This window comes from Moorena bouillonii PNG (assembly GCF_001942495.1).
Taxonomy (GTDB): domain Bacteria; phylum Cyanobacteriota; class Cyanobacteriia; order Cyanobacteriales; family Coleofasciculaceae; genus Moorena; species Moorena bouillonii.
Genome location: NZ_MKZS01000001.1, coordinates 5,988,611 through 6,010,473, shown reverse-complemented (window position 1 = coordinate 6,010,473; position 21,863 = coordinate 5,988,611). Strand labels below are relative to the sequence as shown.

The window sequence follows — 21,863 nt, the reverse complement described above, 5'->3', positions numbered from 1 at the left end:
CCCCCCAATTCTGGGGGGAACAAGAATCTATTTGCTGGTAAAAGTCCCCCAAGCGAGGGATTGCTCGCTTGGGGGATTTAGGGGGCTTAGGTGTAGCAAATTAGACTTCTCAGACAACCTCTGATGTCTAATGACGATTAATTGAATCACATCTTGAGTAAAAAAGTTTTTGTAGGCAATGCTACTAATAGCTAGATAAAGTTTTCGTTCAGGTGCAGTTTCATCCAGAAGATAGCGATAGATATCCTATTGACCAAGAGCTTCTTTTAAATCTTGCAATTTTGATGTACCGACAAAGCTTTTGACTTCAACCACAAGTTTTTGTTCATTTCGTTGAACCGCAATCGGGCCTTCAGCCCCTAGATCGGCATAGAGTTTTGTTTTTCTATATTCAATAATATAGGGTCGTCAGTGATTATCCATCCATCTTTAATCAGTGCATTTTTCACAGCCTTATGAATCCCAGTTTCGGCATGATCAATGGAAGTAAAGTATAAACTTTTGATAAAAGCTGATCGCATTTTAATCTTAGCTCAACAACACACCATGATCAAATTAGGGTGTGTTAGCTCCCCAGTTGAGGCAAGCAATCCCAACAAATACTTACTGAAAAAAAAGGGGATGGTGTTGGGTTTTACTCTCCCATAGAATCGATCAGTTTTATCAAAACTATTGATTCGCTCAACCCAACCTACAAGATTAGCGATCGCACTACTCCCTACTCCCTACTCCCTACTCCCTTTGCTATAGATTACAAACAAGTTTAAAACCTATGGACAACAACACTAAACAAATTTAAAATTATACAGTTATTTTGTAGAATCAGAGGGAGGTTATCACGCTTTTTGTCCGATCCTAAAAGGTTGTCATTCTCAAGGGGATTCTTTTGAAGAGGGAATCGAGAATATTACAGAAGCTATTGAGTTATATATTGAAAGTTTAAAGGCTGATAATCAGGCAATCTAGCGAGAAGATTTAATTGTGAAGCCATTAAGTATCTTGGCATGAGTAATTTTACCAGTATCAAACCTAAAGCGATCGCATTTAGAGAAGGGTTTGGTGGGCAAATAATGATAATTTGAGCATTCCAACAGTTATAGTATCCATTTGCCCACCCGACAAGATTAGCGTACGCACTTATTGAACCTCCCCACCCGTCGCAGGGATGGGGATTCCCAGGCACAGCCGTGGGCGACTGTTATCGACCTGGGCGTGACTTTCCCGCGCACCGAACGCGCCCCGCGTGGCCTATGGCCAGGGTAGCTGAGTAGGGTCTTTTGCCCTGTTTTTTTGAGACCCTTACTTTTTATATTAACACTATTTGAGACGGAATATTCATCCCCGACCTTTGAGGACGGGGTATTCTTTTCCCTCTCAAACTCTCCCACTCTGATAAAATTCCCCAAACTCCTTTTTAGCTAATTAATCAATAATGTGTCAAATTCCCACAGGAAAAAATTATGCGAACGCATTAGGGAGTAGGGAGTAGGGAGTAGGGAGTAGGGAGTAGGGAGTAGGGAAATCAGAAGACGAACAGGTAAATGCGATTGACCGTTCGCGAAGCGTTGGGCTTTGCCCGTGCATGTCAAGCTTCGCGATTAGCCGTAGGCCACGCGGGGCGCGTTCGCTTTTCCTAATTGAGTAATCAATCCCTGGTCAACTGTACTTTCACAATGGGAAACTAGGTGAGTCAATCAAGTCTGACATCGTCCCAAGCTGGGTATCGTTGATCATATAGCCATTGGCAGCAGATGATTTAACAAGGAAAATTCGACAACCTTAACCTTAATTGGCAATAACCAATAGCTTAGGTTAAAAGCCGACTCCCGACTCCCGACTCCCGACTCCCTATTCCCTACTCCCTATTCCCTATTCCCTGTTCCCTTTCCCCTTTCCTATATGTCTATTGTTATTGTCGAAAACCTCAGCAAAATCTACCCAGTAGCAATCAAACAACCAGGACTAAAAGGTACCTTAAACCATTTCTTCCGCCGTACCTACCGTTCAGTCAAAGCTGTACAAGACGTTTCCTTTGAAATTGGCTTTGGAGAAGTAGTCGGATTCTTAGGGCCCAATGGTGCTGGCAAAACCACTACTCTCAAGATGCTCACTGGACTGATTCATCCGTCTCAGGGTCGAGTCAGAGTTGTAGATTGCATTCCCAAACGACGTCAACCAGGCTTTTTGAAAAAAATTACCCTAGTTATGGGGCAGAAGCAACAGTTGCTTTGGGACTTACCAGCCCTAGATTCCCTGAGAATCAATGCCGCTGTCTATGGTATTTCTGATCAAGACTATAGGTATAGAGTTGGGGAACTGACCGAGATGCTGTCCCTAGAAGGGAAACTCACTCAGCCAGTACGAAAACTCTCCCTAGGAGAGCGCATGAAAGCCGAACTACTAGCAGCATTGCTACACCAACCCCAAGTCCTATTTTTAGATGAACCTACCTTAGGATTAGATGTCAATGCTCAATTGGCCGTACGGGATTTCTTGCGGGAGTACAACCAACGCACAGGAGCAACAATACTCTTAACCAGTCACTACATGGCTGATATCACTGCTCTTTGCCAACGGGTGCTATTAATCCATGAAGGTCGGCTGATTTACGATGGCTCTCTAGATGGATTACTTGAGCGCTTTGCTCCCTATCGTGAGGTCACCGTAGAACTTGCCCAGCCCTTACCTGAGGTAAAGACTAGTCAGGATATGTTTTTACAGCGCTATGGTGAACTCAAAGAAGTAGATGGTCACCACGTGCGTTTGCTAGTGCGTCGGGAAGTGCTTACCGAGACTGTGGCTCGGATTCTGGCTGAGCTGGAGGTAATAGATTTAAGCGTAACTGACCCTCCCATTGAAGAAGTTATTGGTCGTGTTTTCCAGACAGGAGTAATAAACTAAACTTGGCTGCAAAGGTTAGCTGGTTAAAGGTTGTTGGTCAGAATGTAGAATTAAGAATTAAGAATTTAGAATGAAGAATTAAGAATTTAGAATGAAGAATTAAGAATTTAGAATGAAGAATGAAGAATTTAGAATTTAGAATGAAGAATGAAGAATTAAGAATTTAGAATGAAGAATGAAGAATGAAGAATTTTTTGATTGGAAGTTACCGACTCCCGACTCCCGACTCCCGACTCCCGACTCCCGACTCCCGACTCCCTAATCCCTACTCCCTAAATCAAAAATAAATGAAGCGCGTCCTAAAAATCATAACAACCTTCCTCAGTGTTTATTACGCCCATATGATGGAGTATCGGGCAGAAATATTTTTTTGGGTACTGTCGAATCTGTTACCTCTGATTCTAATGGGGATTTGGACCAAGGCATCCCAAGACGCAGACTTTGGTCTGAATTCTATAGAATTTGCCCGTTACTTTATCTCAGTGTTTTTTATCCGCCAGTTCAACTTGGTATGGGTGATTTTCGAATTTCAAGAACAAGTGTTGCAAGGGAAGCTTTCCCCACGATTACTACAGCCAATTGATCCAGTGTGGCATCAGGTAGCCGCTCACTTAGCAGAACGATTTATCCGTATGCCGTTTAACCTAGGGCTAATCGGTTTGTTTTTCCTGCTGTATCCCGAAGCAGCTTGGGTACCGAATCTTGGCAATTTGTTACTCGGTTGCCTGGTGGTGGCAATGAGCTTTGCCCTACGCTTTTTGATGCAGTATACCTTTGCCATGTTCGCCTTTTGGACAGAACGGGCTAGTGCTATTGAAGAATTATCATTTTTGCTCTACTTATTTCTTTCTGGGTTAATTGCTCCGTTGGAAGTCTTTCCTCCTTTGGTAAGGGAAATTGCCCAGTGGACACCCTTTCCTTATCTGATTCATTTCCCAGCAGCACTGTTGATTGGTTTACCTGTGAATGTGGTAGGGGGAATATTGGTGATTCTAGGTTGGAGTTTGATATTTTTCCTAGTCAACCGCTGGTTATGGCGTAAAGGGTTAAAGCATTACTCTGGCATGGGAGCTTGATCGTAATGGAAGTGTGGGAAGTGTGGGAAGCGTGGAAAGTGTGGGGAGATAGGGAGATAGGGAGATAGGGAGATGGGGAGTCAGATCAGGGACTGCATATTAAATTTACCTGATAAGGATTAATGTCCCTGATAAGTATGATTAACGCTATATATTCGACCAATCCAAAGTATAAAATTACATGATGATTCAGTTCTGGGGTATCAGCTATCAGCTATTCATGATTCAGGGACTCTTTTTATTGATCAGGCGTTGGATTGCCTTAGCAGACAGCTGAGGTGCTTATAGCTGATAGCTTACACAATTACAAGACTCGAGCAACGCTCTAGCAACGAATGACCCTAAAACGTTTGCCCCCAAATAATCCCCCTAATTTACCTGAACCACGTCACTTTAACGGGCCAATGCTATGGTTGGCCATGGTTTTGGCGTCTGTTGTCATTCATCTATGCTTCTTGTCGATACTGTATATGCTCTTGATGGGGCGCTTGGAAAGTTCGCCACCCAGTCAGGATTTGATTGCCATCGATCTGATTCCTATCATTCCGGAAGACATAGCTGAGCAAGAGACATCACCAGAAGACCCATCAACAGCTCTAACTAGTCCTAGGTCAGATAGGAATTTTAATCACCAAACTGTCTCTAACTCTACCATTGATGTCACTGAGCCTGACTTAGAGCGAACACCAACAGAGGAAAGCTTACCCGTTAAAGAGCTAGCACTGCCAACATCTTATGAATTAACTATACCTGTACCCGCACCTGAACCAACAACTCCGATCACTCCTGTTAAGCCTATTCCAGTCATCCAAAGGCCGCTACCTTTACCCTTACCTCTGCCACCACCGATTCAGCCACCGGCTTCCAGCATCCTAGAAGAGTCGGCATCAAAAGATACCTTTCTGGCTAAGATGAGTCAATTTGGTCTGACTAATCCCAATCGGGATATTCCAGACCAATTGGCTCTACCGCTACCAGCTAACAAAACCGAATTTTCCGCTGAGGAGCTGAATTTGACAGGTATTGATTTATCGGAAGAGTTAGTGTTGAAGGTGGTGGTGTTAATTGATTCCAATGGTAAACCGGAACTGCTAGCGGACTATATTCAAGTGCAGCAAGGCAATATTAGTATTGATCAGGCTCAGCAACTCGCTCAGCAGGTGATTCGCCATTGGCTGTTTGCCCCTACTTACATGGCAGGTCAACCAGTTGTCCAAGCTTATCGCTTCCAACTCACCATTAGTCAAGAGGCAAGAGGCAATGGGCAATAGGCATGCTAGCAAGAGGCAAGAGGCATGCTAGCAAGAGGCAAGAGGCAAGAGGAACCCACCCCTAACCCCTCCCAGGAGGGGAAGGCAAGAGGCAAGAGGCAAGAGGCAAGAGGCAAGAGGCCATAGGCAATAGTCCTGATTTTTGATCTAAGAGCTGATTTGTAAACTCGCACTAAACCTTGTATGATAAGGCTTGCACTAAACTAGAACAATTGAACTATTTAATAACTAAAAGACAATCATAGCAAGGCTTTCAAGCTTATTAATATTTACTTTACAAATTAGCTCTAAAAAAGGTGGCATTTTGATTTTGTTATGTTATGATGCTAAAAGTACTGGAAACAGTGCGGATGTAGTTTAGTGGTAAAACCTCAGCCTTCCAAGCTGATGATGGGGGTTCGATTCCCCCCATCCGCTCTTAGTATACAAGTTGTATATATTATTACAGGTTTAATCCGTTCCCTTTTAGCGGAAGCTGAGGCCGTAGGCCACGCTTTGCGAACGCTTCATCGCGTAGCGTGGCCTACGGCCAATCCCGTAGCGGCTCTGAAAGAGCATCGCAATCTCAAATCCCCCCGTCAGCATCTACTGAACAATTAGGTGTTATTTTTTTTTTAGAAAAATCGTCGATTTTTCTATATCATAAGTATCGATGAATTGGTGTTAAAAGTATTAGCAATACTAGGAGATATAAGGGATGTATCTTCCTCGTTTGCTGGAAAATTACTTGACTTATTTTAGTTATTTTATTTTTTTAACTAGACTCTTAATATCTAAAATAATTTTAGAAAAATCGAGGCGATTGCCATTTTTTGTTTAAGTAGATCTACCTGAGTATGAAACAGCCCGATCTGGCCATGGGGGGGCAAGGGGGAATTCCTACTTGCTACTTGCTACTTGCTACTTGCTACTTGCTACTTGCTACTCCCATTAACCCAAGCATTAACCCAAGATAAAATTCCCTCAACCAATTGAGAAGTGCTACATGATATCATAACGCCTTCTGCTCCAGGTCAGAGAATAACTCCAGCAGTCTTTGAGTATAAGGAAGCAACAGGGAAAGCTGATCTGACTCTACACGAGCGTTTAGTTCATCCACCAGTAACTGCAACATTTTTTCCGCCAGTTTCCAACTTACGTCTACACTAGGAAATACCAGTAAACACAACGGCAACAGTTCCTGTTCTATTGATGTCATATTCCCTTCCAAAGCACATAGCCATAGGTAACCCTGGAACATTTCTAAATCTCTGATAGTCGAAGCCTTAATTCCTGGATCGTCCAGCCCTCCCCGACGGCTAAAATGATCAGAGTGCAATTGCTCTGTGCGTTGGTAGACAGTCTGAGCAATATCCTGACTAGCAGGTAAGACTTGCTCGACTAACGCTAAGGTAGGTGAGTTAAAATCATGCAAAGCCGCTGCATTACAGATTCGTTGCCAGGGGATAGAAACTTGCTCCTCCACAAACTTAAAGTAGGGACTGAGCAAAATTTGTTCTGGTAATGTCAGCCGATTGAGTACTAATTTAGTGCTGAAGTGAAACTGTGTAGTAACAAAACCAATGGCGCGACGGTCTTTTGCTGATATATGTTTCTCCCGCAGTTGCCGCAATACAGGTTCGAGAGAGGTGGCTAACTTTTCTATGGCTGGCAATTCTAGCGCTACCATTGTCCACGGGCTAGAGAAATCTGTGAAGAAATTAATTGTCTCTCCTAGTCGTATTGCTGCCATTAAACTAGAATTCGGTGATTGCTCCTGGTAAATTTCTAGTACCTTTTCGTAAACCGAGCCAACAAATTCAGCAATTCGCTTAGCCTCAGTCAAATTAACCACATTAGGAATATAGGAGAACATAGCATCTGTTTTAATTCCTGCACACTCACAATTAATTTGGATTAAACGCTGTAACTTGGTAACTGTTTGAGTGCGCCCCTTTCTAGAAGCAACGTCTAGCAAATCAGAAATCTTTAAAAAATCATTATTTTTAGCGATAATTGATAAATCTGGTACATAGCGATTTGCCCAAAAATTGACTAAGCGCTCAACCGATGTTTTGTTGAATCTTGGAGTGTTGATCAGCAAAGCTTGTTCCTCAGATGTCTAAAAAATTATTTCTATAATCCCTTTAAGTAAATTTTTACTTGTGGCGTTAAATCCAACAATTAATTGTGAAAGCTTTAAAAAAGCTGTAGAGCACTCCATGACAACTAATATCCAATAGCAATTATTCGGTAGATTTACAACAAATAAATATCATTAATAATAGGTAATGGGTAACTGATAATTAGTAATTATTACTTTTTAATGGGTAATGGGTAATTGGAGTAGGTGCATCCCATTGTTAGAGACATAAAATCGTAAGCACTCAGCCGTTGGCCTTAGACCACGCTACTTGAGGTGCTGTCAGCCTAATCCTTAAAATAAACCTCGTTCGCCTAGGGTGCGCCGATACGCAAACAGGAGAATTTAATAGTTCGAGATTAATGAGAATTTAAAGTTTGGCTAAAACCCCTTGGCCGTTGGGGACGCTACGCTAACAGCTTTGTGGCACAGGCTTCGACCCTCGGACGTAACTCAGATTAAATGAATGCTTAACTCTTGTCTTGATACAGTCGCTCATGGCGCATGGGTCTGTGTTCGGAACTTGCTTCCGCACCTGTCAGCCATGCAAAGCGCGAGTGGTTAGAAGTTACCGTAAGACAGGCTCGCCTTAATCAATAAGTTTTAACCCTTTTATGCATTTGAAGTTACCGTAAGAATAAGGCAGCCTTAATCAATAAGTTTTAACCCTTTTTCCCATAGCCGACCAACCATTTTGGCTGCCTTATTCTAAGGCGCGCGTCTTTGAGCCTATCAACTATAAAGGCTCAACGTAATCAGGTTTCGTCTCCGGGGGAAACCCCCCGCAGGTCGGCGCTGCCTCCCTTTGACCGCGCTGCCTCCCCTGTTCCCTTGCTGAATCGCTCTCCAGCCCCGTCGAGAAAGTCTTTGGCTTCACAATTGCTCCCTTTGATCGTGCTGCATCCGTTGCTAACTACAGGCGCGCCTTATGCTATTCCTTATCCATTAGATAACCATCTTCCTTCCATCATAATATTAAGTAATGTAACAATTTAGCTGTCATACCAGCTAAATGTCTTGACAGCTAGAGAGGAAGCCGATAAGGTTAAATACATACCCGGGTACAACGATATAAAAAATATATGCAAGACAAGCAAAAAGTTACTCTTTATCTTCCACCAGGATTGCACCGCCGGCTCAAAATTAAAGCGGCTGTTGATTCTGAATCAATGTCAGCTATGGTTGAGAGGGCGATTATATTCTACATAGAACATCAAGATGTGGTTGAAGAGGTAGACCAATATGGACAAACCCATAAAGTATACCCCTGTCCTGAGTGTTCTAGTGACTTGGTTCTCTCAGAGGGAAAATTAGTTGCTCTGAAAAACCAACCTGGTGTGATATCGGAAGAACTCCCAGTAGAAAAGGTAACAGCAAAAGTATGCTCCAGTACCGATTCTCACGGAGAAGAGGAATTGGTTCCTTGTTAAGGTAGCCAAAGTTAAGGTAGACAAATTAATCTACTCGCAGAGCACACTTAGTTAGCTCAGTGGTTCAGTTGAAGATGTTTGGGCAGTTGTAAGCCGTCTCTAATATTAGGTAGAGTTATGCAAGAAGAGATAAACGTTCTCATTCAAGCTCAATATCCTCTAATCTACCTCGTGACTCCCGAGGAGGAGCGGGCAGAGAGGGCAATAGCAATGATTGCTCAAAGGAAGTCTCAACAGCAACGAGTCTTCGTTTGGACCGTCACTCACGGGATTGTTGAGTATGGTCAATCACGCCACACCACTCAGCACAATACGGTCTCTCCTGAGGCAGCAGTTCAGTGGGTAATTCAACAAAAAGAACCTGGTATATACATCTTTAAGGACTTACATCCCTTTATAGATGCACCAGCAACTACCCGATGGTTGCGGGATGCGATGGCAAGCTTTAGGGAGGAAGCTAAGAAGTCTCTTAAAAAGTCTATCATCGTAATGTCGCCGGTGCAGCAGATTCCTATTGAGTTGGAAAAGGAAGTGGTCGTGCTTGACTTTCCCCTACCAAACCTTAAGGAACTTAACCAAGTCCTATCCCACCAACTGGATCAGAGTAAAACTCGCCGAACGACTACAGAAACTAGGGAAAAGCTGCTCAAAGCAGCATTAGGCTTGACCCGCGATGAAGCAGAGAAGGTTTATCGCAAAGCCTACGTTAAAGCTGGTCGTCTTACTGAAGCTGAAGTCGATATTGTTCTATCCGAGAAGAAGCAGATCATCCGCCGCAACGGTATCCTAGAGTATATCGAAGAAGATGAAACCCTCGATTCTATAGGAGGGTTAGAGGAACTGAAGCGTTGGCTGAAGCAGCGCTCTAATGCCTTTACAGAGAGGGCGAGAGAATATGGTTTGCCTCAACCGAAGGGAATGTTGATTCTAGGGGTTCCTGGCTGTGGTAAATCTCTGATTGCCAAAACTACGTCTCGTTTATGGGGTCTGCCACTATTGCGCCTGGATATGGGGCGGGTATACGATGGCTCGATGGTAGGGCGCTCGGAAGCTAACCTACGCAATGCTTTGAAGACGGCAGAATCAATCTCTCCAGCTATTCTCTTCATAGATGAGCTTGATAAGTCGTTTGCTGGTAGCAGCGGTTCTTCTGACTCTGATGGGGGTACTTCAAGTCGAATCTTTGGTTCTTTCCTGACCTGGATGCAAGAAAAAACCTCACCAGTCTTTGTGATGGCGACAGCCAACCGAGTCGAGCGCCTACCAGGAGAATTCCTGCGCAAAGGTCGTTTTGATGAGATATTTTTTGTTGATTTACCCAACACCCAAGAACGCCAGCAAATCTTTGAAATTCACCTGAAAAAGCGGCGTGGAGATATTGACCGCTTTGACATTGAACAGTTAGCTAAGGTTTCTGAAGGTTTTTCTGGGGCTGAGATTGAGCAAGCCCTGGTGGCAGCGATGTATGAGGCATTTGCTCAAGACCGCGAGTTTACTCAACTGGATATTATTGCCGCGATTAAATCAACTCAGCCTCTATCGCGCACGATGACAGAGCAGGTTGCAGCCCTGAGGGACTGGGCTAGGCAACGCGCGCGACCTGCTGCATCCTCCCTAGCTGAATATCAGCGTATGGAGTTCTAACAGGCTTTCTCCTGCTCCCAACAGGAGTAAAGGCTAGCAAAAAATTGCTAGCAGTTTGATAAGTAGCCGCTTGTAATTGTTGAGGGCGGCTAGCCATAAAAGTAAAACGCTACGTTGTCGTTTCTCTGATACCTTTTCTGGAGGAAATCCACATGTCTCACTTTAGCACTCTGCGCACTAAAATCTCCGATGCTGAAATCCTGAAGACTTCCCTGTGTGACCTGGGAATCAATGTTAAGACAGAAGCTGATGTTCGCGGCTACAATGGTCAACGAGTTCGCGCTGACTTGGTTGCTGTTCTCGAAGGCGAATATGATCTAGGTTGGTCTCGCAACAGTGATGGCACCTTTGACCTGATTGCTGACCTTTGGGGTGTGGCTAAGAAGCACAACCAAACCGAGTTGATCAACTCCATCAACCAGAAGTATGCCGTTAACAAGACCTTGGCAGAAGTCAAGCAGCGTGGCCTAAACAATGCCAACGTTAAGTTGGTGCTACAAAAGTAGTCCATTTAGGCGTTCCCAAGCTCACGGGTTGACCAATTGTATAGCGGGTTAACCCGTTTTTTTGTGCAAATTTTTATGCAATTGTATAAATTTCGATTTTATAATCCCCCATGCTTGAGCTGGGGGAAAGTTCGAGCGCTTAATATATAGAATGTGTGAATGGAGTCTAATCTAGTATTTTGAGGGGATACCGTTGTGAGTAATGTGATTAAAATCGAAGATAAAGATTTTGAAATTGAAGTTTTAAAAGCCCAGCAGCCAGTACTGGTATACTTCTGGGCAAATTGGTGTGGACCATGCCGCTTAGTATCGCCATCAGTGGACTGGGTTGCTAAAAATTATAGCGATCGCTTAAAAGTCATTAAGATGGAAGTAGACCAACATGAAGATGCCGTTGCCAAGTGCAAGGTAGAGGGTGTCCCTGCTCTAAGACTGTTTAAAAATGGTGAGGTGACCAAATCCCACGAGGGAGCAATTACCAAAACTCAATTGCAGACTATGCTGGATGAGAACCTTTAAATTAGGGCAGTAAGGGGCAATGGGAGCAAAGCCAGCGCAACCGATGGGAAAGGCTTGTGACGGCTCGAAAAAAATAGACAAAAGAAAAAGACTAAGATTACAATGCAGTTTGCCCAACGTTTACAACCCCTGCAAGCAAATGTATTTGCCGATATGGATCAGGCCAAAGCGTTGGCAGCTGCTGGGAAAGAAATCATTGACCTATCCTTAGGGTCTTCCGATTTACCAGCTCCCAACCATGTGTGTGCTGCGATTGAAGCCTCGTTGTATGAGCCCAGCACTCACGGTTACTTGCTGTTTCATGGTACTAGAGCGTTTCGTCAGGCAGCAGCTAGCTGGTATACTGAAAAATTTGGTATTCCGGTTGACCCAGAAACTGAGGTGCTACAACTGATTGGTTCTCAGGAAGGCACAGCTCATTTACCTTTAGCTGTGCTTAATCCGGGGGATTTTGCTCTGCTACAAGACCCAGGCTATCCTTCCCATGCCGGTGGTGTCCACCTAGCCAGTGGTCAGATTTATCCGATGCCCCTATTGGCAGAAAACAATTTTTTGCCTGTATTTGAGGATATCCCCGAGGCAGTGCTAGCTCAAGCACGGATGATGGTGTTGAGTTATCCCCATAATCCCACTACTGCGATCGCACCCTTGTCTTTTTTTAAGGAAGCAGTGGCATTTTGTCAGTGCCATAACCTGGTATTAGTTCACGATTTTCCCTACGTTGATATCGTTTTTGAAGATACCAGAGGCAATGGCGAGCAGATCGGGAAAATCCCAGAAACCCTCAATCCCAACTCTGTTGCTCCCTCAGTTTTGCAAGCAGACCCAGAGAAGACTGTATCGATTGAGTTTTTTAGCTTTTCCAAGTCTTACAATATGGGAGGCTTCCGGATTGGCTATGCTATCGGTAATGCTCAATTGATTCGAGCGTTGCGGCAGGTAAAAGCGGCAATTGACTTTAACCAATACAGGGGGATTCTCAATGGTGCGATCGCAGCGTTGAATGGTTCTCAAGACATTGTTAAACCTGTAGTCACCACCTATCAACAGCGGCGGGATGCCTTTGTTCATGCTTTAAACCGCATTGGTTGGTCAGTGCCAGTGCCACGAGCCACTATGTATGTCTGGGCAAAATTGCCAGACCCTTGGGCAGGGAACTCAGTAAAATTTTGTACTAGCTTGGTAGAAGCCACTGGGGTTGCTGCTGCTCCAGGAGCTGGTTTTGGCAAGGCTGGTGAAGGGTATGTGCGTTTTGCCTTAGTACAGGAACCAGACGTTTTGGAAAGAGCAGTGGAGAGAATTTCAGGATTTTTGAAATCTTATTAATAGGTGCCTAATACTCTGTCGAATTAGCCTTGAGGGTTAGGACAAGGTATTAGGAGCAATAGCTCACAATGAGTTTTTACTAGGTTATACCCTAATCAGCTATGGGGCAATAAGGGCGTCAAAACCACAGGTTTGCCTACACCCTATCTTATTGCCCGATGTTATTTATTGTTAACTTCTCAAAGCAGCTGATTAGTATCTTGAGTCACAGGCAGATCGAAAACTACTTCAAACTCTGCTTCTGGCATATACCGATCCAAAAATCGGAGATGGTTATGAGCATCCTGACGATTAAAGAACCTAGCAACTGTGTACCTTTGGCATTTAGGCAGTAGACGCATAAGAGCCCAAGGGCGAGTGTAGTCTTCTGTTAGCGGAATTTGTTGATTAGTCATGCTTACCCCTGATTTGACCTAATAAGATCACTGGATGATTCCTTGATGAAAGGCGATCGCAGGCTGATATGCGTTCGCTGAAAGCGGGACGAAGTCCATCGCCTAGCTTATGAAAGACCTTTGTTTTCTTAGGTGCGCTTTCCGTTGGCGAATTAAATTCGCCACGGGTCGCACCTGTCGAATCTTTAGTCACATTAATCTAAAATGGCTGACTAAAACATAGCCACGTGATCTGGACATTAGGATGATTCTGTGATATTCGCAGACTCATGATCACAAAAGGGAAAGATGATGAGCTGATTGATTATTTCCGTAGCTGCTGCAAAGCGAGACTGTTTGTTAAACTTTCCTTAAATCCTGACGTAGGGTGGGTTAGGCGGCTAGTACTGTCAAAGCTCACCTGTTAACAGAGCTGCCCGCCGTAACCCACCAATATTCAGCTGTCTTAAGATTTACTTTATAAACAGTCTCTAATTTTAATCAGCTAGCCTAGCCATTAAACGTAAGTATTTAGTTAAAAAAAGAAAGCCATTTAACAGTCCACTTTAAAGATTAGATCGTAAGACACATTTGCTATAATAATGGTATGTAAAAAGGTCTAACAATTCCCAATCATAAAAGACAAAAAATTACAGAAAAACTGTCAACTCGAATCCTGCCAATAATTGGAAGGATTGACGCTGTAGCTAATGAAATAGTGTACATTATTGGGAAGACTGGACAAAAAATGCCTTAAGTTCCATCAATAAACTTAACCCTTAATTGTAACATTCAATGACTACTGCTGCACCAGCTAAAACTCAATACGAAGCAATCATTGGTTTAGAAACCCATTGTCAGCTTAGTACCGAAACCAAGATTTTTTCTAACTCTTCCACAAAATTTGGTGCTACCCCTAATACCAATATTGACCCAATTTGTATGGGGATGCCAGGAGTGTTACCGGTTCTGAATCAAAAGGTATTAGAATATGCTGTCAAAGCGGGTTTAGCACTCAATTGCCAGATTGCTCCCTACAGCAAATTTGACCGGAAACAGTATTTTTATCCTGACCTACCCAAAAACTACCAGATTTCCCAATACGACTTGCCCATTGCTGAGCATGGCTCACTGGAAATTGAAGTGTCTGATAATGACGGTAATCCTATCCGTAAAACCATTGGCATCACTCGCCTACACATGGAGGAAGATGCGGGGAAACTGGTTCATGCTGGTAGTGACCGACTGGCTGGTTCTACCTATTCCCTAGTAGATTTCAACCGTGCTGGGGTACCCCTGATTGAAATAGTATCAGAACCGGATCTGCGCTCTGGTCAAGAGGCAGCAGAATACGCTCAAGAGCTGCGTCGGATTGTACGCTACATCGGTGTCAGTGATGGCAACATGCAAGAAGGGTCCCTGCGTTGTGATGTCAATATATCTGTACGTCCTGTCGGTCAGAAGGAGTTTGGCACCAAAGTTGAAATCAAAAATATGAACTCCTTCAATGCTATCCAGAAGGCGATTGAGTACGAAATTGACCGGCAAATCGCAGCTGTGGAAGCTGGAAAATCGATTATTCAAGAAACTCGCCTTTGGGAAGAGGGTAGTCAACGCACCATTAGTATGCGGACTAAGGAAGGATCCAGCGATTACCGCTATTTTCCTGAACCTGACTTACCACCGATTGAAGTATCAACGGAACAATTAGAGCAATGGCGCAGTGAGCTAGCAGAACTTCCGGCCCAGAAGCGGCATCGTTATGAAAGTGAACTGGGACTTTCTGCCTATGATGCCCGGGTGTTGACGGATGATCGTCAAGTGGCAGAGTATTTTGAAACAACTGTTGCTGCTAATGCTAATCCCAAACAAGCGGCAAACTGGGTAATGGGAGATATTGCTGCTTATCTTAAGACTGAGAAACTGGCTATTACAGAGATTGCTCTCAAACCCGAGACTCTGGCAGAACTGATCAACCTGATTGATAATGACACCATTAGTGGTAAGATTGCCAAGGAGATTTTGCCAGAATTACTCTCTAAAGGGGGTTCTGCTAGGGAACTAGTGGAACGTAAGGGTTTGATTAAGATCTCTGACCCAAATGAACTCTCAACCATTATTGATGAGGTACTGGCTGCCAATCCTAAGGAACTCGAACAGTATCGCAATGGTAAGACCAAGCTGCAAGGTTTCTTTGTGGGACAGGTGATGAAGAAAACTAGCGGACGAGCTGATCCTAAGCTGACTAACCAAATTTTGGGCAAAAAGCTCAAGGGTGATTGAGGCAACGGGCTTGCCAGGTGTTGCTGATCACTAAATCACTAATTACCAATCACAAATAACAAAGAAAAGGAGAGTCACTGACGTGACCCTCCCGATCATCAGGGTGCATCTACATATCAAAATATACACTATTTTGTATGAGGGGTGTAACCCCTTTTTTTGTTTTTTTGTAAAGTTTTGAGATTTTATAGCAATTCTGGAAATTACGGCTACACATCAAGCTACAGATCAATACGCTTGGTGCGTAAGTCCATAAGAGTTGATATAATGCCGGATCGGGCATGAATTATGGTTGAAATGGAGGCATCATGTCGGACTGGCAAGAGATTAGTGGTGGGATAACAGCTCCCAGGGGCTATCAGGCAGCAGGGATTACCGCAGGTTTAAAACCGTCGGGTCAGCCAGACTTAGCGTTGATTTTATCAGAGGTGGATGCGATCGCAGCTGGGGTGTTCACCACCAGTCATGTCAGGGCTGCTTGTGTAGATTATTGCCGTCAACGCTTACAGTCTAAAGCTAGTGCTCGTGCTATTTTGTGTAATGCCGGACAAGCCAATGCAGCAACGGGTGAGCAGGGTTGGGAGGATGCTCTAGCTAGTGCTAAAGCTTTGGGTGAAGCACTCAATGTTTCCCCTAAGTCGATTTTGTTGGCATCGACAGGGGTGATTGGTCAACGAATCAAGATGGATGCTCTATTGTCAGGAATTCCCCAATTGGTAGCACAAGCATCAGAAACCGGTTCCGATGCAGCAGCTCAAGGGATTATTACCACGGATTTAGTCACTAAATCCATTGCTATGGAAACCATGATTGATGACCGTCCGGTCAGGATGGGTGGTATTGCTAAGGGGTCTGGTATGATTCATCCCAACATGGCGACTATGCTAGCATTTGTAACCTGTGATGCTGCAGTTTCTACTTCCCTGTGGCAACAGATGTTACAGCGGGCAGCGGATAAAAGTTTTAATCAAATTACGGTAGATGGGGATACCAGCACCAATGACACTCTAATTGCCTTGGCTAATGGTCAGTCCCGAACATCAGCGATTACAGAAATTGGACCAGCAGCTGTGAAGTTGGAGGGGATGCTGACAGCAGTATGTCAGCATTTGGCAAAAGCGATCGCACGGGATGGAGAAGGGGCAACCTGTTTGATTGAAGTCCAAGTGACTGGCGCACCGGATGATAAAGGGGCTCGTCAAATTGCTAAGACCATTGTTGGGTCATCCTTGGTTAAGTCTGCCATCTTTGGACGAGATCCAAACTGGGGCAGAATTGCCGGAGCCGCTGGCCGTGCAGGAGTACCGTTTGAGCAAGAAAACCTGCGGATTCAGTTAGGGGATGTCTTGCTGATGGACAATGGTCAACCCTTAGGGTTTGACCGTCAACAGGCTAGTGATTATCTCAAGCAGGCTGCTGCTGGTGCTTATCTTAAAGAAGATACAGTTTTAATTCAGGTTAATGTAGGCAATGGTCATGGTGTTGGTCAGGCTTGGGGTTGTGATTTGAGTTATGACTATGTCAGGATTAACGCGGAATATACCACTTGATCAGCCTTGCCTTAGACGTCTTAAAAAATAACAAACTATAACAAATCACTAACTAATCATTAATTAATTAACCTAGTTATGGTTAATTGGTTATTGTTGTTGGTTATGGTTAATTAGTTATTGCTTATTTAAAGACCAATCATAGTTCAGATATTTTATCTTGTAATTCCCCCGCTCAAGATACTCCTGATCCTCTGAACTAAGGTAGTCACTGATAAAGTTTAACACCGCTCGTTGATTAGCGTTACCAGTAAATTTGTCATCGATACCATAGGTTTTTTTCCAATCTTCCCCAAACCACTTAAAGATGGAAGAAAGATATACGGTACCTTTTTGACGATCAATACGAAAGCCATGGGGACTAACTATAAATTTCTGTGTCTGGTCATCCAGTTGCTGATCGAGTTTTTCCCCAGTAAAAGGTTCGTTTCTTAAGGGAGGACAACTGATAGCGGCGCAAACTAAAGCCATATGAATTCGGGGCTCGTTGAATTGCGTTCGCAGTGTCTTGTGTTCGATATTATCTAAGGTTTTAGATTCTCCAGCAATGTTGAATTCGCGTCCTTTCCAGACTCCTTTAATGTCCCGAATACTCTTTTTGAGAGGGTTTTGGTCAATAATTGATTCTAGAGTAAAGGAGTTGTAAGCATTTATCAAGAAAGCAATCTTTTCTGCTTCATCCCAAGACTGATAGGTGCTAGGATCAACAGCACCTAAGGAGGTATTAAACGTCTCCAGCTGCTCTGGATTTTTCTGCAATTCTTGGTAATTAACTAGCGCTTTATTGTTGACATAGGTTTTTAAGACAGTAGCATAGTCGTCATAATTCAATAGAGTCGTGTCAGTGCCTCTATTTACTTCTACTTGGGACTCTTGTGCTGGTGCTTGATTTATCGGTACGGAAAGTGTACAACTTGTCAGAATAATCAGGGTTGGAAGTAGGGTTAGTAATCTCTTGGATGTATTCATAGTAGTTCAGATGATTTAACCAATAAAATGCTTGACCTAGGCAATTTTGATTAAAGCTAATCAATCTGAGTTTTGGTTGAGAGCAACATTAGGATTGCGGTAATGGGTCCAAAACCAACCCAAAACAAAGGGTAACCATAGCCACCATCGCTCCTGAGGAGTTAGATACCAGCTGTAGTTACCTAAAGCAATGCGATGCTGAAGTACAAAGTAAATAAAAGCAGAGATACTGACTAAACGTACTCCCAGATTCTGAGAAGGAACAGCAAAAGGAATTATCCAAGTGAAGTACCAAGCATGGATAATCGGAGATAGGATTAGCAGGAAAAAAAAGTACCATTCCGTAAATTGTTGAAAATTGCGCGATCGCAAAATTAGCCAACTTACCGTTAACCCCAGGGGAAAAGCATAAATCCAATTAACCCAGCGAGAGGGTTGCCAATATTCGCTAACAATATAAGGAATCAATTCCGCACTGCGACCATGGGATACAAACACTGATCCAGTAGGAATCAAAGGACATTCTCCACTAGAGCAAAATTGGAGAGCAGTGATGCCAAAAGGTAAGAAACCGCACAATAGCACTACTATTGCTAGTTTTACCCCTACTTTTCGGAAAGCTTGCCAGGTCAGAAAGCTTAAAATTGGCAAAGACATCCACTTCACTGCCATACTAATTCCTACTAGCAAAGCCGACGCAATCCAGTGCCACCAGGTCAGGGAATGATCCGATGAAGACATCAAGGGGTTAGTAAATGAGGAGCCTTCTGCTACTGTCCCACTGTCCAACCTTTCCTCTATTTCTGTTATTTTTGTCTGCCTTAAACTCTCTGTTTTTCGGTCAAAGACTAACCAAGCTGCAACTAGGGGTAAAATAAACCAACTGTCGTAATGAGCACCACCAGCAAAGGAGTAAATGATTAAAGGATTCCAAGCATAGAAAATTGCCTGTTGATAACCAAATCGACGACTGAGTAACCAACAGATTAATAAGTCAGCTAAGATAAATGCAATTTTGAACAACCAAACCTTAAGGTCAATCAGCGCTAAGAGCCGGAAACCCAATTGGGCTACTGGTGGATAGATAGCAGAAACAGTAGGATGATTGATTAGTGACCACCATTCGGTATGGTAGGGAATCAGTTCAGCAGCATTAGGTGGCAAATGGTATGGACTAAACCCTAACGTTTGAATATACCCTTCCCATAGATAGCGCCATACATCATCTCCAGGATACATTGGTAGGAGTAGCAGCCTGCTTAGGATGGTAGTACTCCAAAAATTTAGTCCTGAGTGCTGAGTTTTGAGTTTTCGGAAGTACTTGATACTAAGAGATTTGGTAAATCCTTTGTAGACCTGTTGCCAAAGTCTTGTCTTGATACTGTTATTGTTAATTCTGTTGTTAATTCTTTTTGCTTGTTGGGAAATCCCAAGTTTGCTGTTACCAACTTCCGCAGGATATCTAGTATAGACGCTTAATCCCCAAGACAACAGAAAACCTAAGCTGATTACACCGATACCTAACCAAAATCGAGGCACAGCTCCCACCTCTCGGAAATCCCCATGAGGCACAATCAAGATACAACCTAACAACAGGAGTAGAGAACTAAGCCATATATATAGCGTTTTCATTTGAGATGTGAAACTAGGATTGATGGAAATTCCCTATTCCATCTTTAACACTTTTACCGATTGTGCCATCTGCCTGGGTAAGCTTAAGGCGACGTAGATATAGACGACCTAAAGTCATCAAAATTATTGTTCCTGCTTGGACACTACCAGAAAGGGTACCAGATATTTTCGAGCGTCCCCCTTGTCGGCGACGGTAACCAACAGGAATTTCACAGATTCGCAAACCACATTCGATGGCACGGGCTTGCATTTCTACTGTCCAGCCAAATCCTCTATCTTGCATTTGGATTTCATCCAAAGCTGAACGACGAATTAGGCGCAATGGTCCTAAATCCTGATACCAGTGTCCCCAACCCCAACCGATCAGGAAGGTAGCCAGCCAGTTGCCAAAATTTTGCACTGGGGTCATCGCTTTACGTCCATCTACTGTGGCGCGGCGGTTACCTAAAATTAGGTCATACTTATGCTGTTGAGCTAGAAACTGGGGTAAATAACTTAAGTCATCACTCCCATCGCCATCACAAAATAATATCCAATTAATATCTCGGTCTAGTTGCTGCAATCCCCGCCAACAGGCTCGACCGTAACCAGGAATAGGCTCACAGATTACCTCGGCACCGGCTTCTTTTGCTTTTATAATACTGTTGTCTGTGCTGCCATTATCGACTACCCGAATATTGTTCAAATTATAGGATTGAAGAGACTTAATCACCCCAGTGATAGTGGTTTCTTCATTGAGAACAGGGATAATTACTAAGATATTGTGGTTATTAGTCATGAGTTATCCAGCATTTCTATTTTAGTTGTGAACAGAATCGGTTAAGGAAAGGCAAGAGGCAAAAGGCAAGAGGCAAGAGTTAATCAAATATATCGGTATTTTTGCTAGCAATGCAGTTTTAAATTGGGTGAAGTTACTGGTCTGTAAGATTATTTGCCAAAGTAAGCTGCATACACAAAGGCAAAAGCAGTTGAACTGGGGATGGGAGTGCCATCGAATTCTTCTACTAATACAGTTTGAAGTTGGCTATCCCAACGTGCTCTAATTGGACGACCATTGAATTCTACAACTTTTTCGCCCACTTTTTTTAATTGATCATGGACAAATTGATAGCTAGCCCCAGAAAATTGGTTTTTAGGAGTTTGTTGATCCGCTTCCCACACATAGCTAACAATAGCTTTGGGATGGAGCGTAAGTCGTTGTTGATTTCTGACTGGAAAAATAATTTGCTTATCGGTATAGTAACTACCATAGGGATAGCTGAAGTAATCCCGATTATAACCTGTGTCAGTGGATAGAATTTTACTATTGGGATACTTGCTTAACCAAGCGCCAAGAGTAGTTTTGATAGCGGGAATTGTTTTAAGATTACGATTGACTTTAGCACCAATAATACCCATCCCCCAAGGTTGAGAGTAAAGGGTATCATCGGCACGGTCATACATTACTAGGCAACTTTGATAAAGTTTGCCTGTAACACCGTAGGTTGTATTGCTGCGATTAAAAGCAACTATAGTATCACAAAGGGGACAATAGGATACACTAACATTAACTCCACCTACTGTGTCATTCACCAATTCATGCCAATTCATGACCCCAAAAGGATAGGCTTTGGCTTCTCCATTAATTACCACACCAATCACAGTTTCTGTTTTAGAAAATGGTGTGGTTTGAGCGGTATCAAACTTAGGATTATCGATACTAGGAATACCGTCTTTTGGGGGACCACCATTGAGGAGTTCCGTTAAATTAATGCGAGTGGATTTTGCTGGATTAAGATTTTGTTTTTGGAGGTCAGTGATTTCTTGGTCTTGGTTGTGGAGATAGGCAGTGAGATGGAAGTAACGGAGTTTGAAATTATCCCAGCTCCCGGCTTGTACGACTAGTGCCATCAAACACAGCCCAACTAAGGAAGTAGTGCTGAGGGCTATTTTAAGTAATTTATTCATAATCCTACTTTCCTTGCCTAGATGTCATTGCTAACCTAAGGGTGTATCTCATTTTTGCTGTTTGACCCAATGGGTGGAACGGGCATCTTGCCTGTTACAATTTTCGGACGGGCTGTCCCAAGGCTGAGGACGAAGCAGAAAATGAGTGTGAGCCCGTGGGTGGTGCGTTACGGGACGGGCTGTCCCAGGCGCTCAGAGGCGGAAAATCAGAGGCTTTCCGTGGGTGGTGCGTTACGGGACGTCCCTAACGCACCCTACTGGAGTGACCACTCTTAAAAAGTGCATTATACAGAAAAATCTTGATCAGTCTCAA

Annotated in this window: 18 protein-coding genes, 1 tRNA gene and 2 pseudogenes; 13 read left to right on the top strand and 8 right to left on the bottom strand. The window is 43.5% G+C overall.

All coding sequences use genetic code 11. From position 1 onward, the window contains the following. Positions 1-27: 27 nt before the first annotated feature. Positions 28-521: pseudogene (locus BJP37_RS44715) on the bottom strand (element excision factor XisH family protein). 290 nt (positions 522-811) lie between these two features. Here BJP37_RS44715 and BJP37_RS41490 point away from each other — a divergent pair. Continuing rightward, a pseudogene (locus BJP37_RS41490) lies at positions 812-966 on the top strand (type II toxin-antitoxin system HicB family antitoxin). Positions 967-1,418: 452 nt separating this feature from the next. Here the strand turns inward: BJP37_RS41490 and BJP37_RS39980 are convergent. Continuing rightward, positions 1,419-1,589 carry a hypothetical protein gene (locus tag BJP37_RS39980; RefSeq protein WP_158069751.1) on the bottom strand — a complete coding sequence of 57 codons (171 nt, stop codon included), beginning with the start codon at positions 1,587-1,589 and terminating at the stop codon, positions 1,419-1,421. A 310-nt stretch (positions 1,590-1,899) separates the two neighbouring features. Between BJP37_RS39980 and BJP37_RS24375 the strand changes: the two genes are divergently transcribed. The 5 genes from BJP37_RS24375 to BJP37_RS37315 all read left to right on the top strand — a co-directional run bounded on the left by BJP37_RS24375 (position 1,900) and on the right by BJP37_RS37315 (position 5,848). Next, positions 1,900-2,901 carry an ABC transporter ATP-binding protein gene (locus tag BJP37_RS24375; RefSeq protein WP_075902657.1) on the top strand — a complete coding sequence of 334 codons (1,002 nt, stop codon included), beginning with the start codon at positions 1,900-1,902 and terminating at the stop codon, positions 2,899-2,901. Positions 2,902-3,188: 287 nt separating this feature from the next. Then, positions 3,189-3,977: an ABC transporter permease gene (locus BJP37_RS24370; protein ID WP_075902655.1), complete on the top strand. Its 789-nt coding sequence runs from the start codon at positions 3,189-3,191 to the stop codon at positions 3,975-3,977. A gap of 335 nt (positions 3,978-4,312) precedes the next feature. Continuing rightward, entirely contained in the window at positions 4,313-5,248 is a 936-nt protein-coding gene (locus BJP37_RS24365) for a hypothetical protein (protein WP_143727771.1), read from the top strand. Between the two features lie 346 nt (positions 5,249-5,594). Then, positions 5,595-5,665: transfer RNA gene (locus tag BJP37_RS24360), tRNA-Gly, on the top strand. Further along, positions 5,636-5,848 (top strand): hypothetical protein, encoded by a 213-nt coding sequence (locus BJP37_RS37315; protein WP_143727770.1) that lies wholly within the window; start codon positions 5,636-5,638, stop codon positions 5,846-5,848. Before BJP37_RS24360 ends, BJP37_RS37315 begins: the two co-directional genes overlap by 30 nt. Positions 5,849-6,239: 391 nt before the next feature. On the opposite strand, the gene BJP37_RS24355 is transcribed toward BJP37_RS37315, so the two are convergent. Beyond that, the gene (locus BJP37_RS24355; protein ID WP_075902651.1) at positions 6,240-7,331 is read right to left on the bottom strand and encodes a hypothetical protein; all 1,092 of its coding nucleotides are present in this window, start codon (positions 7,329-7,331) and stop codon (positions 6,240-6,242) included. A gap of 1,121 nt (positions 7,332-8,452) precedes the next feature. On the opposite strand from BJP37_RS24355, the gene BJP37_RS24350 reads away from it, so the two are divergent. The 5 genes from BJP37_RS24350 (at position 8,453) to BJP37_RS24330 (ending at position 12,795) form a co-directional block, all read left to right on the top strand. After that, a complete protein-coding gene (locus tag BJP37_RS24350; protein WP_075902649.1) occupies positions 8,453-8,800 on the top strand; it encodes a slr0373 family blue light stress response protein in 348 nt (115 codons plus the stop codon). Between the two features lie 117 nt (positions 8,801-8,917). Then, the gene (gene ycf46, locus BJP37_RS24345) at positions 8,918-10,444 is read left to right on the top strand and encodes a stress-responsive protein Ycf46 (protein ID WP_075902647.1); all 1,527 of its coding nucleotides are present in this window, start codon (positions 8,918-8,920) and stop codon (positions 10,442-10,444) included. A gap of 152 nt (positions 10,445-10,596) precedes the next feature. Continuing rightward, positions 10,597-10,950, top strand: coding sequence for a DUF1257 domain-containing protein (locus BJP37_RS24340; protein ID WP_075902645.1), 354 nt, complete (start codon positions 10,597-10,599; stop codon positions 10,948-10,950). A gap of 195 nt (positions 10,951-11,145) precedes the next feature. Beyond that, positions 11,146-11,469, top strand: coding sequence for a thioredoxin family protein (locus tag BJP37_RS24335; RefSeq protein WP_075902643.1), 324 nt, complete (start codon positions 11,146-11,148; stop codon positions 11,467-11,469). 102 nt (positions 11,470-11,571) lie between these two features. Then, entirely contained in the window at positions 11,572-12,795 is a 1,224-nt protein-coding gene (locus tag BJP37_RS24330) for an LL-diaminopimelate aminotransferase (protein ID WP_075902641.1), read from the top strand. A 179-nt stretch (positions 12,796-12,974) separates the two neighbouring features. On the opposite strand, the gene BJP37_RS24325 is transcribed toward BJP37_RS24330, so the two are convergent. Next, a complete protein-coding gene (locus BJP37_RS24325) occupies positions 12,975-13,190 on the bottom strand; it encodes a hypothetical protein (RefSeq protein ID WP_075902639.1) in 216 nt (71 codons plus the stop codon). Between the two features lie 774 nt (positions 13,191-13,964). On the opposite strand from BJP37_RS24325, the gene gatB reads away from it, so the two are divergent. Both gatB and argJ read left to right on the top strand, forming a co-directional pair. After that, complete coding sequence (gatB, locus tag BJP37_RS24320) at positions 13,965-15,452, top strand: Asp-tRNA(Asn)/Glu-tRNA(Gln) amidotransferase subunit GatB (protein WP_075902637.1); 1,488 nt, start codon at positions 13,965-13,967, stop codon at positions 15,450-15,452. Positions 15,453-15,760: 308 nt separating this feature from the next. Continuing rightward, the gene (gene argJ, locus BJP37_RS24315; RefSeq protein ID WP_075902635.1) at positions 15,761-17,002 is read left to right on the top strand and encodes a bifunctional ornithine acetyltransferase/N-acetylglutamate synthase; all 1,242 of its coding nucleotides are present in this window, start codon (positions 15,761-15,763) and stop codon (positions 17,000-17,002) included. A gap of 117 nt (positions 17,003-17,119) precedes the next feature. Here argJ and BJP37_RS24310 read toward each other — a convergent pair whose 3' ends face one another. From BJP37_RS24310 to BJP37_RS24295, 4 genes are all read right to left on the bottom strand, one after another. Then, on the bottom strand, positions 17,120-17,971 hold the full coding sequence (locus BJP37_RS24310) for a DUF547 domain-containing protein (RefSeq protein WP_075902633.1): 852 nt from the start codon (positions 17,969-17,971) through the stop codon (positions 17,120-17,122). Between the two features lie 60 nt (positions 17,972-18,031). Beyond that, positions 18,032-19,603 (bottom strand): glycosyl transferase family 2, encoded by a 1,572-nt coding sequence (locus tag BJP37_RS24305; protein ID WP_229415435.1) that lies wholly within the window; start codon positions 19,601-19,603, stop codon positions 18,032-18,034. 13 nt (positions 19,604-19,616) lie between these two features. After that, a complete protein-coding gene (locus tag BJP37_RS24300; protein WP_075902631.1) occupies positions 19,617-20,381 on the bottom strand; it encodes a glycosyltransferase family 2 protein in 765 nt (254 codons plus the stop codon). 149 nt (positions 20,382-20,530) lie between these two features. Then, entirely contained in the window at positions 20,531-21,550 is a 1,020-nt protein-coding gene (locus BJP37_RS24295; protein WP_075902629.1) for a DUF3179 domain-containing protein, read from the bottom strand. Positions 21,551-21,863: the final 313 nt, after the last annotated feature.

Excerpts from the sequence above, each read along its gene's own strand:
- BJP37_RS24375 (WP_075902657.1), top strand. The coding sequence starts at position 1,900 with ATGTCTATTGTTATTGTCGAAAACCTCAGCAAAATCTACCCAGTAGCA.
- BJP37_RS24370 (WP_075902655.1), top strand. The coding sequence starts at position 3,189 with ATGAAGCGCGTCCTAAAAATCATAACAACCTTCCTCAGTGTTTATTAC.
- BJP37_RS24365 (WP_143727771.1), top strand. The coding sequence starts at position 4,313 with ATGACCCTAAAACGTTTGCCCCCAAATAATCCCCCTAATTTACCTGAA.
- BJP37_RS37315 (WP_143727770.1), top strand. The coding sequence starts at position 5,636 with ATGATGGGGGTTCGATTCCCCCCATCCGCTCTTAGTATACAAGTTGTA.
- BJP37_RS24350 (WP_075902649.1), top strand. The coding sequence starts at position 8,453 with ATGCAAGACAAGCAAAAAGTTACTCTTTATCTTCCACCAGGATTGCAC.
- ycf46 (WP_075902647.1), top strand. The coding sequence starts at position 8,918 with ATGCAAGAAGAGATAAACGTTCTCATTCAAGCTCAATATCCTCTAATC.
- BJP37_RS24340 (WP_075902645.1), top strand. The coding sequence starts at position 10,597 with ATGTCTCACTTTAGCACTCTGCGCACTAAAATCTCCGATGCTGAAATC.
- BJP37_RS24330 (WP_075902641.1), top strand. The coding sequence starts at position 11,572 with ATGCAGTTTGCCCAACGTTTACAACCCCTGCAAGCAAATGTATTTGCC.
- BJP37_RS24325 (WP_075902639.1), bottom strand. The coding sequence starts at position 13,190 with ATGACTAATCAACAAATTCCGCTAACAGAAGACTACACTCGCCCTTGG.
- gatB (WP_075902637.1), top strand. The coding sequence starts at position 13,965 with ATGACTACTGCTGCACCAGCTAAAACTCAATACGAAGCAATCATTGGT.
- argJ (WP_075902635.1), top strand. The coding sequence starts at position 15,761 with ATGTCGGACTGGCAAGAGATTAGTGGTGGGATAACAGCTCCCAGGGGC.
- BJP37_RS24310 (WP_075902633.1), bottom strand. The coding sequence starts at position 17,971 with ATGAATACATCCAAGAGATTACTAACCCTACTTCCAACCCTGATTATT.
- BJP37_RS24305 (WP_229415435.1), bottom strand. The coding sequence starts at position 19,603 with ATGAAAACGCTATATATATGGCTTAGTTCTCTACTCCTGTTGTTAGGT.
- BJP37_RS24300 (WP_075902631.1), bottom strand. The coding sequence starts at position 20,381 with ATGACTAATAACCACAATATCTTAGTAATTATCCCTGTTCTCAATGAA.
- BJP37_RS24295 (WP_075902629.1), bottom strand. The coding sequence starts at position 21,550 with ATGAATAAATTACTTAAAATAGCCCTCAGCACTACTTCCTTAGTTGGG.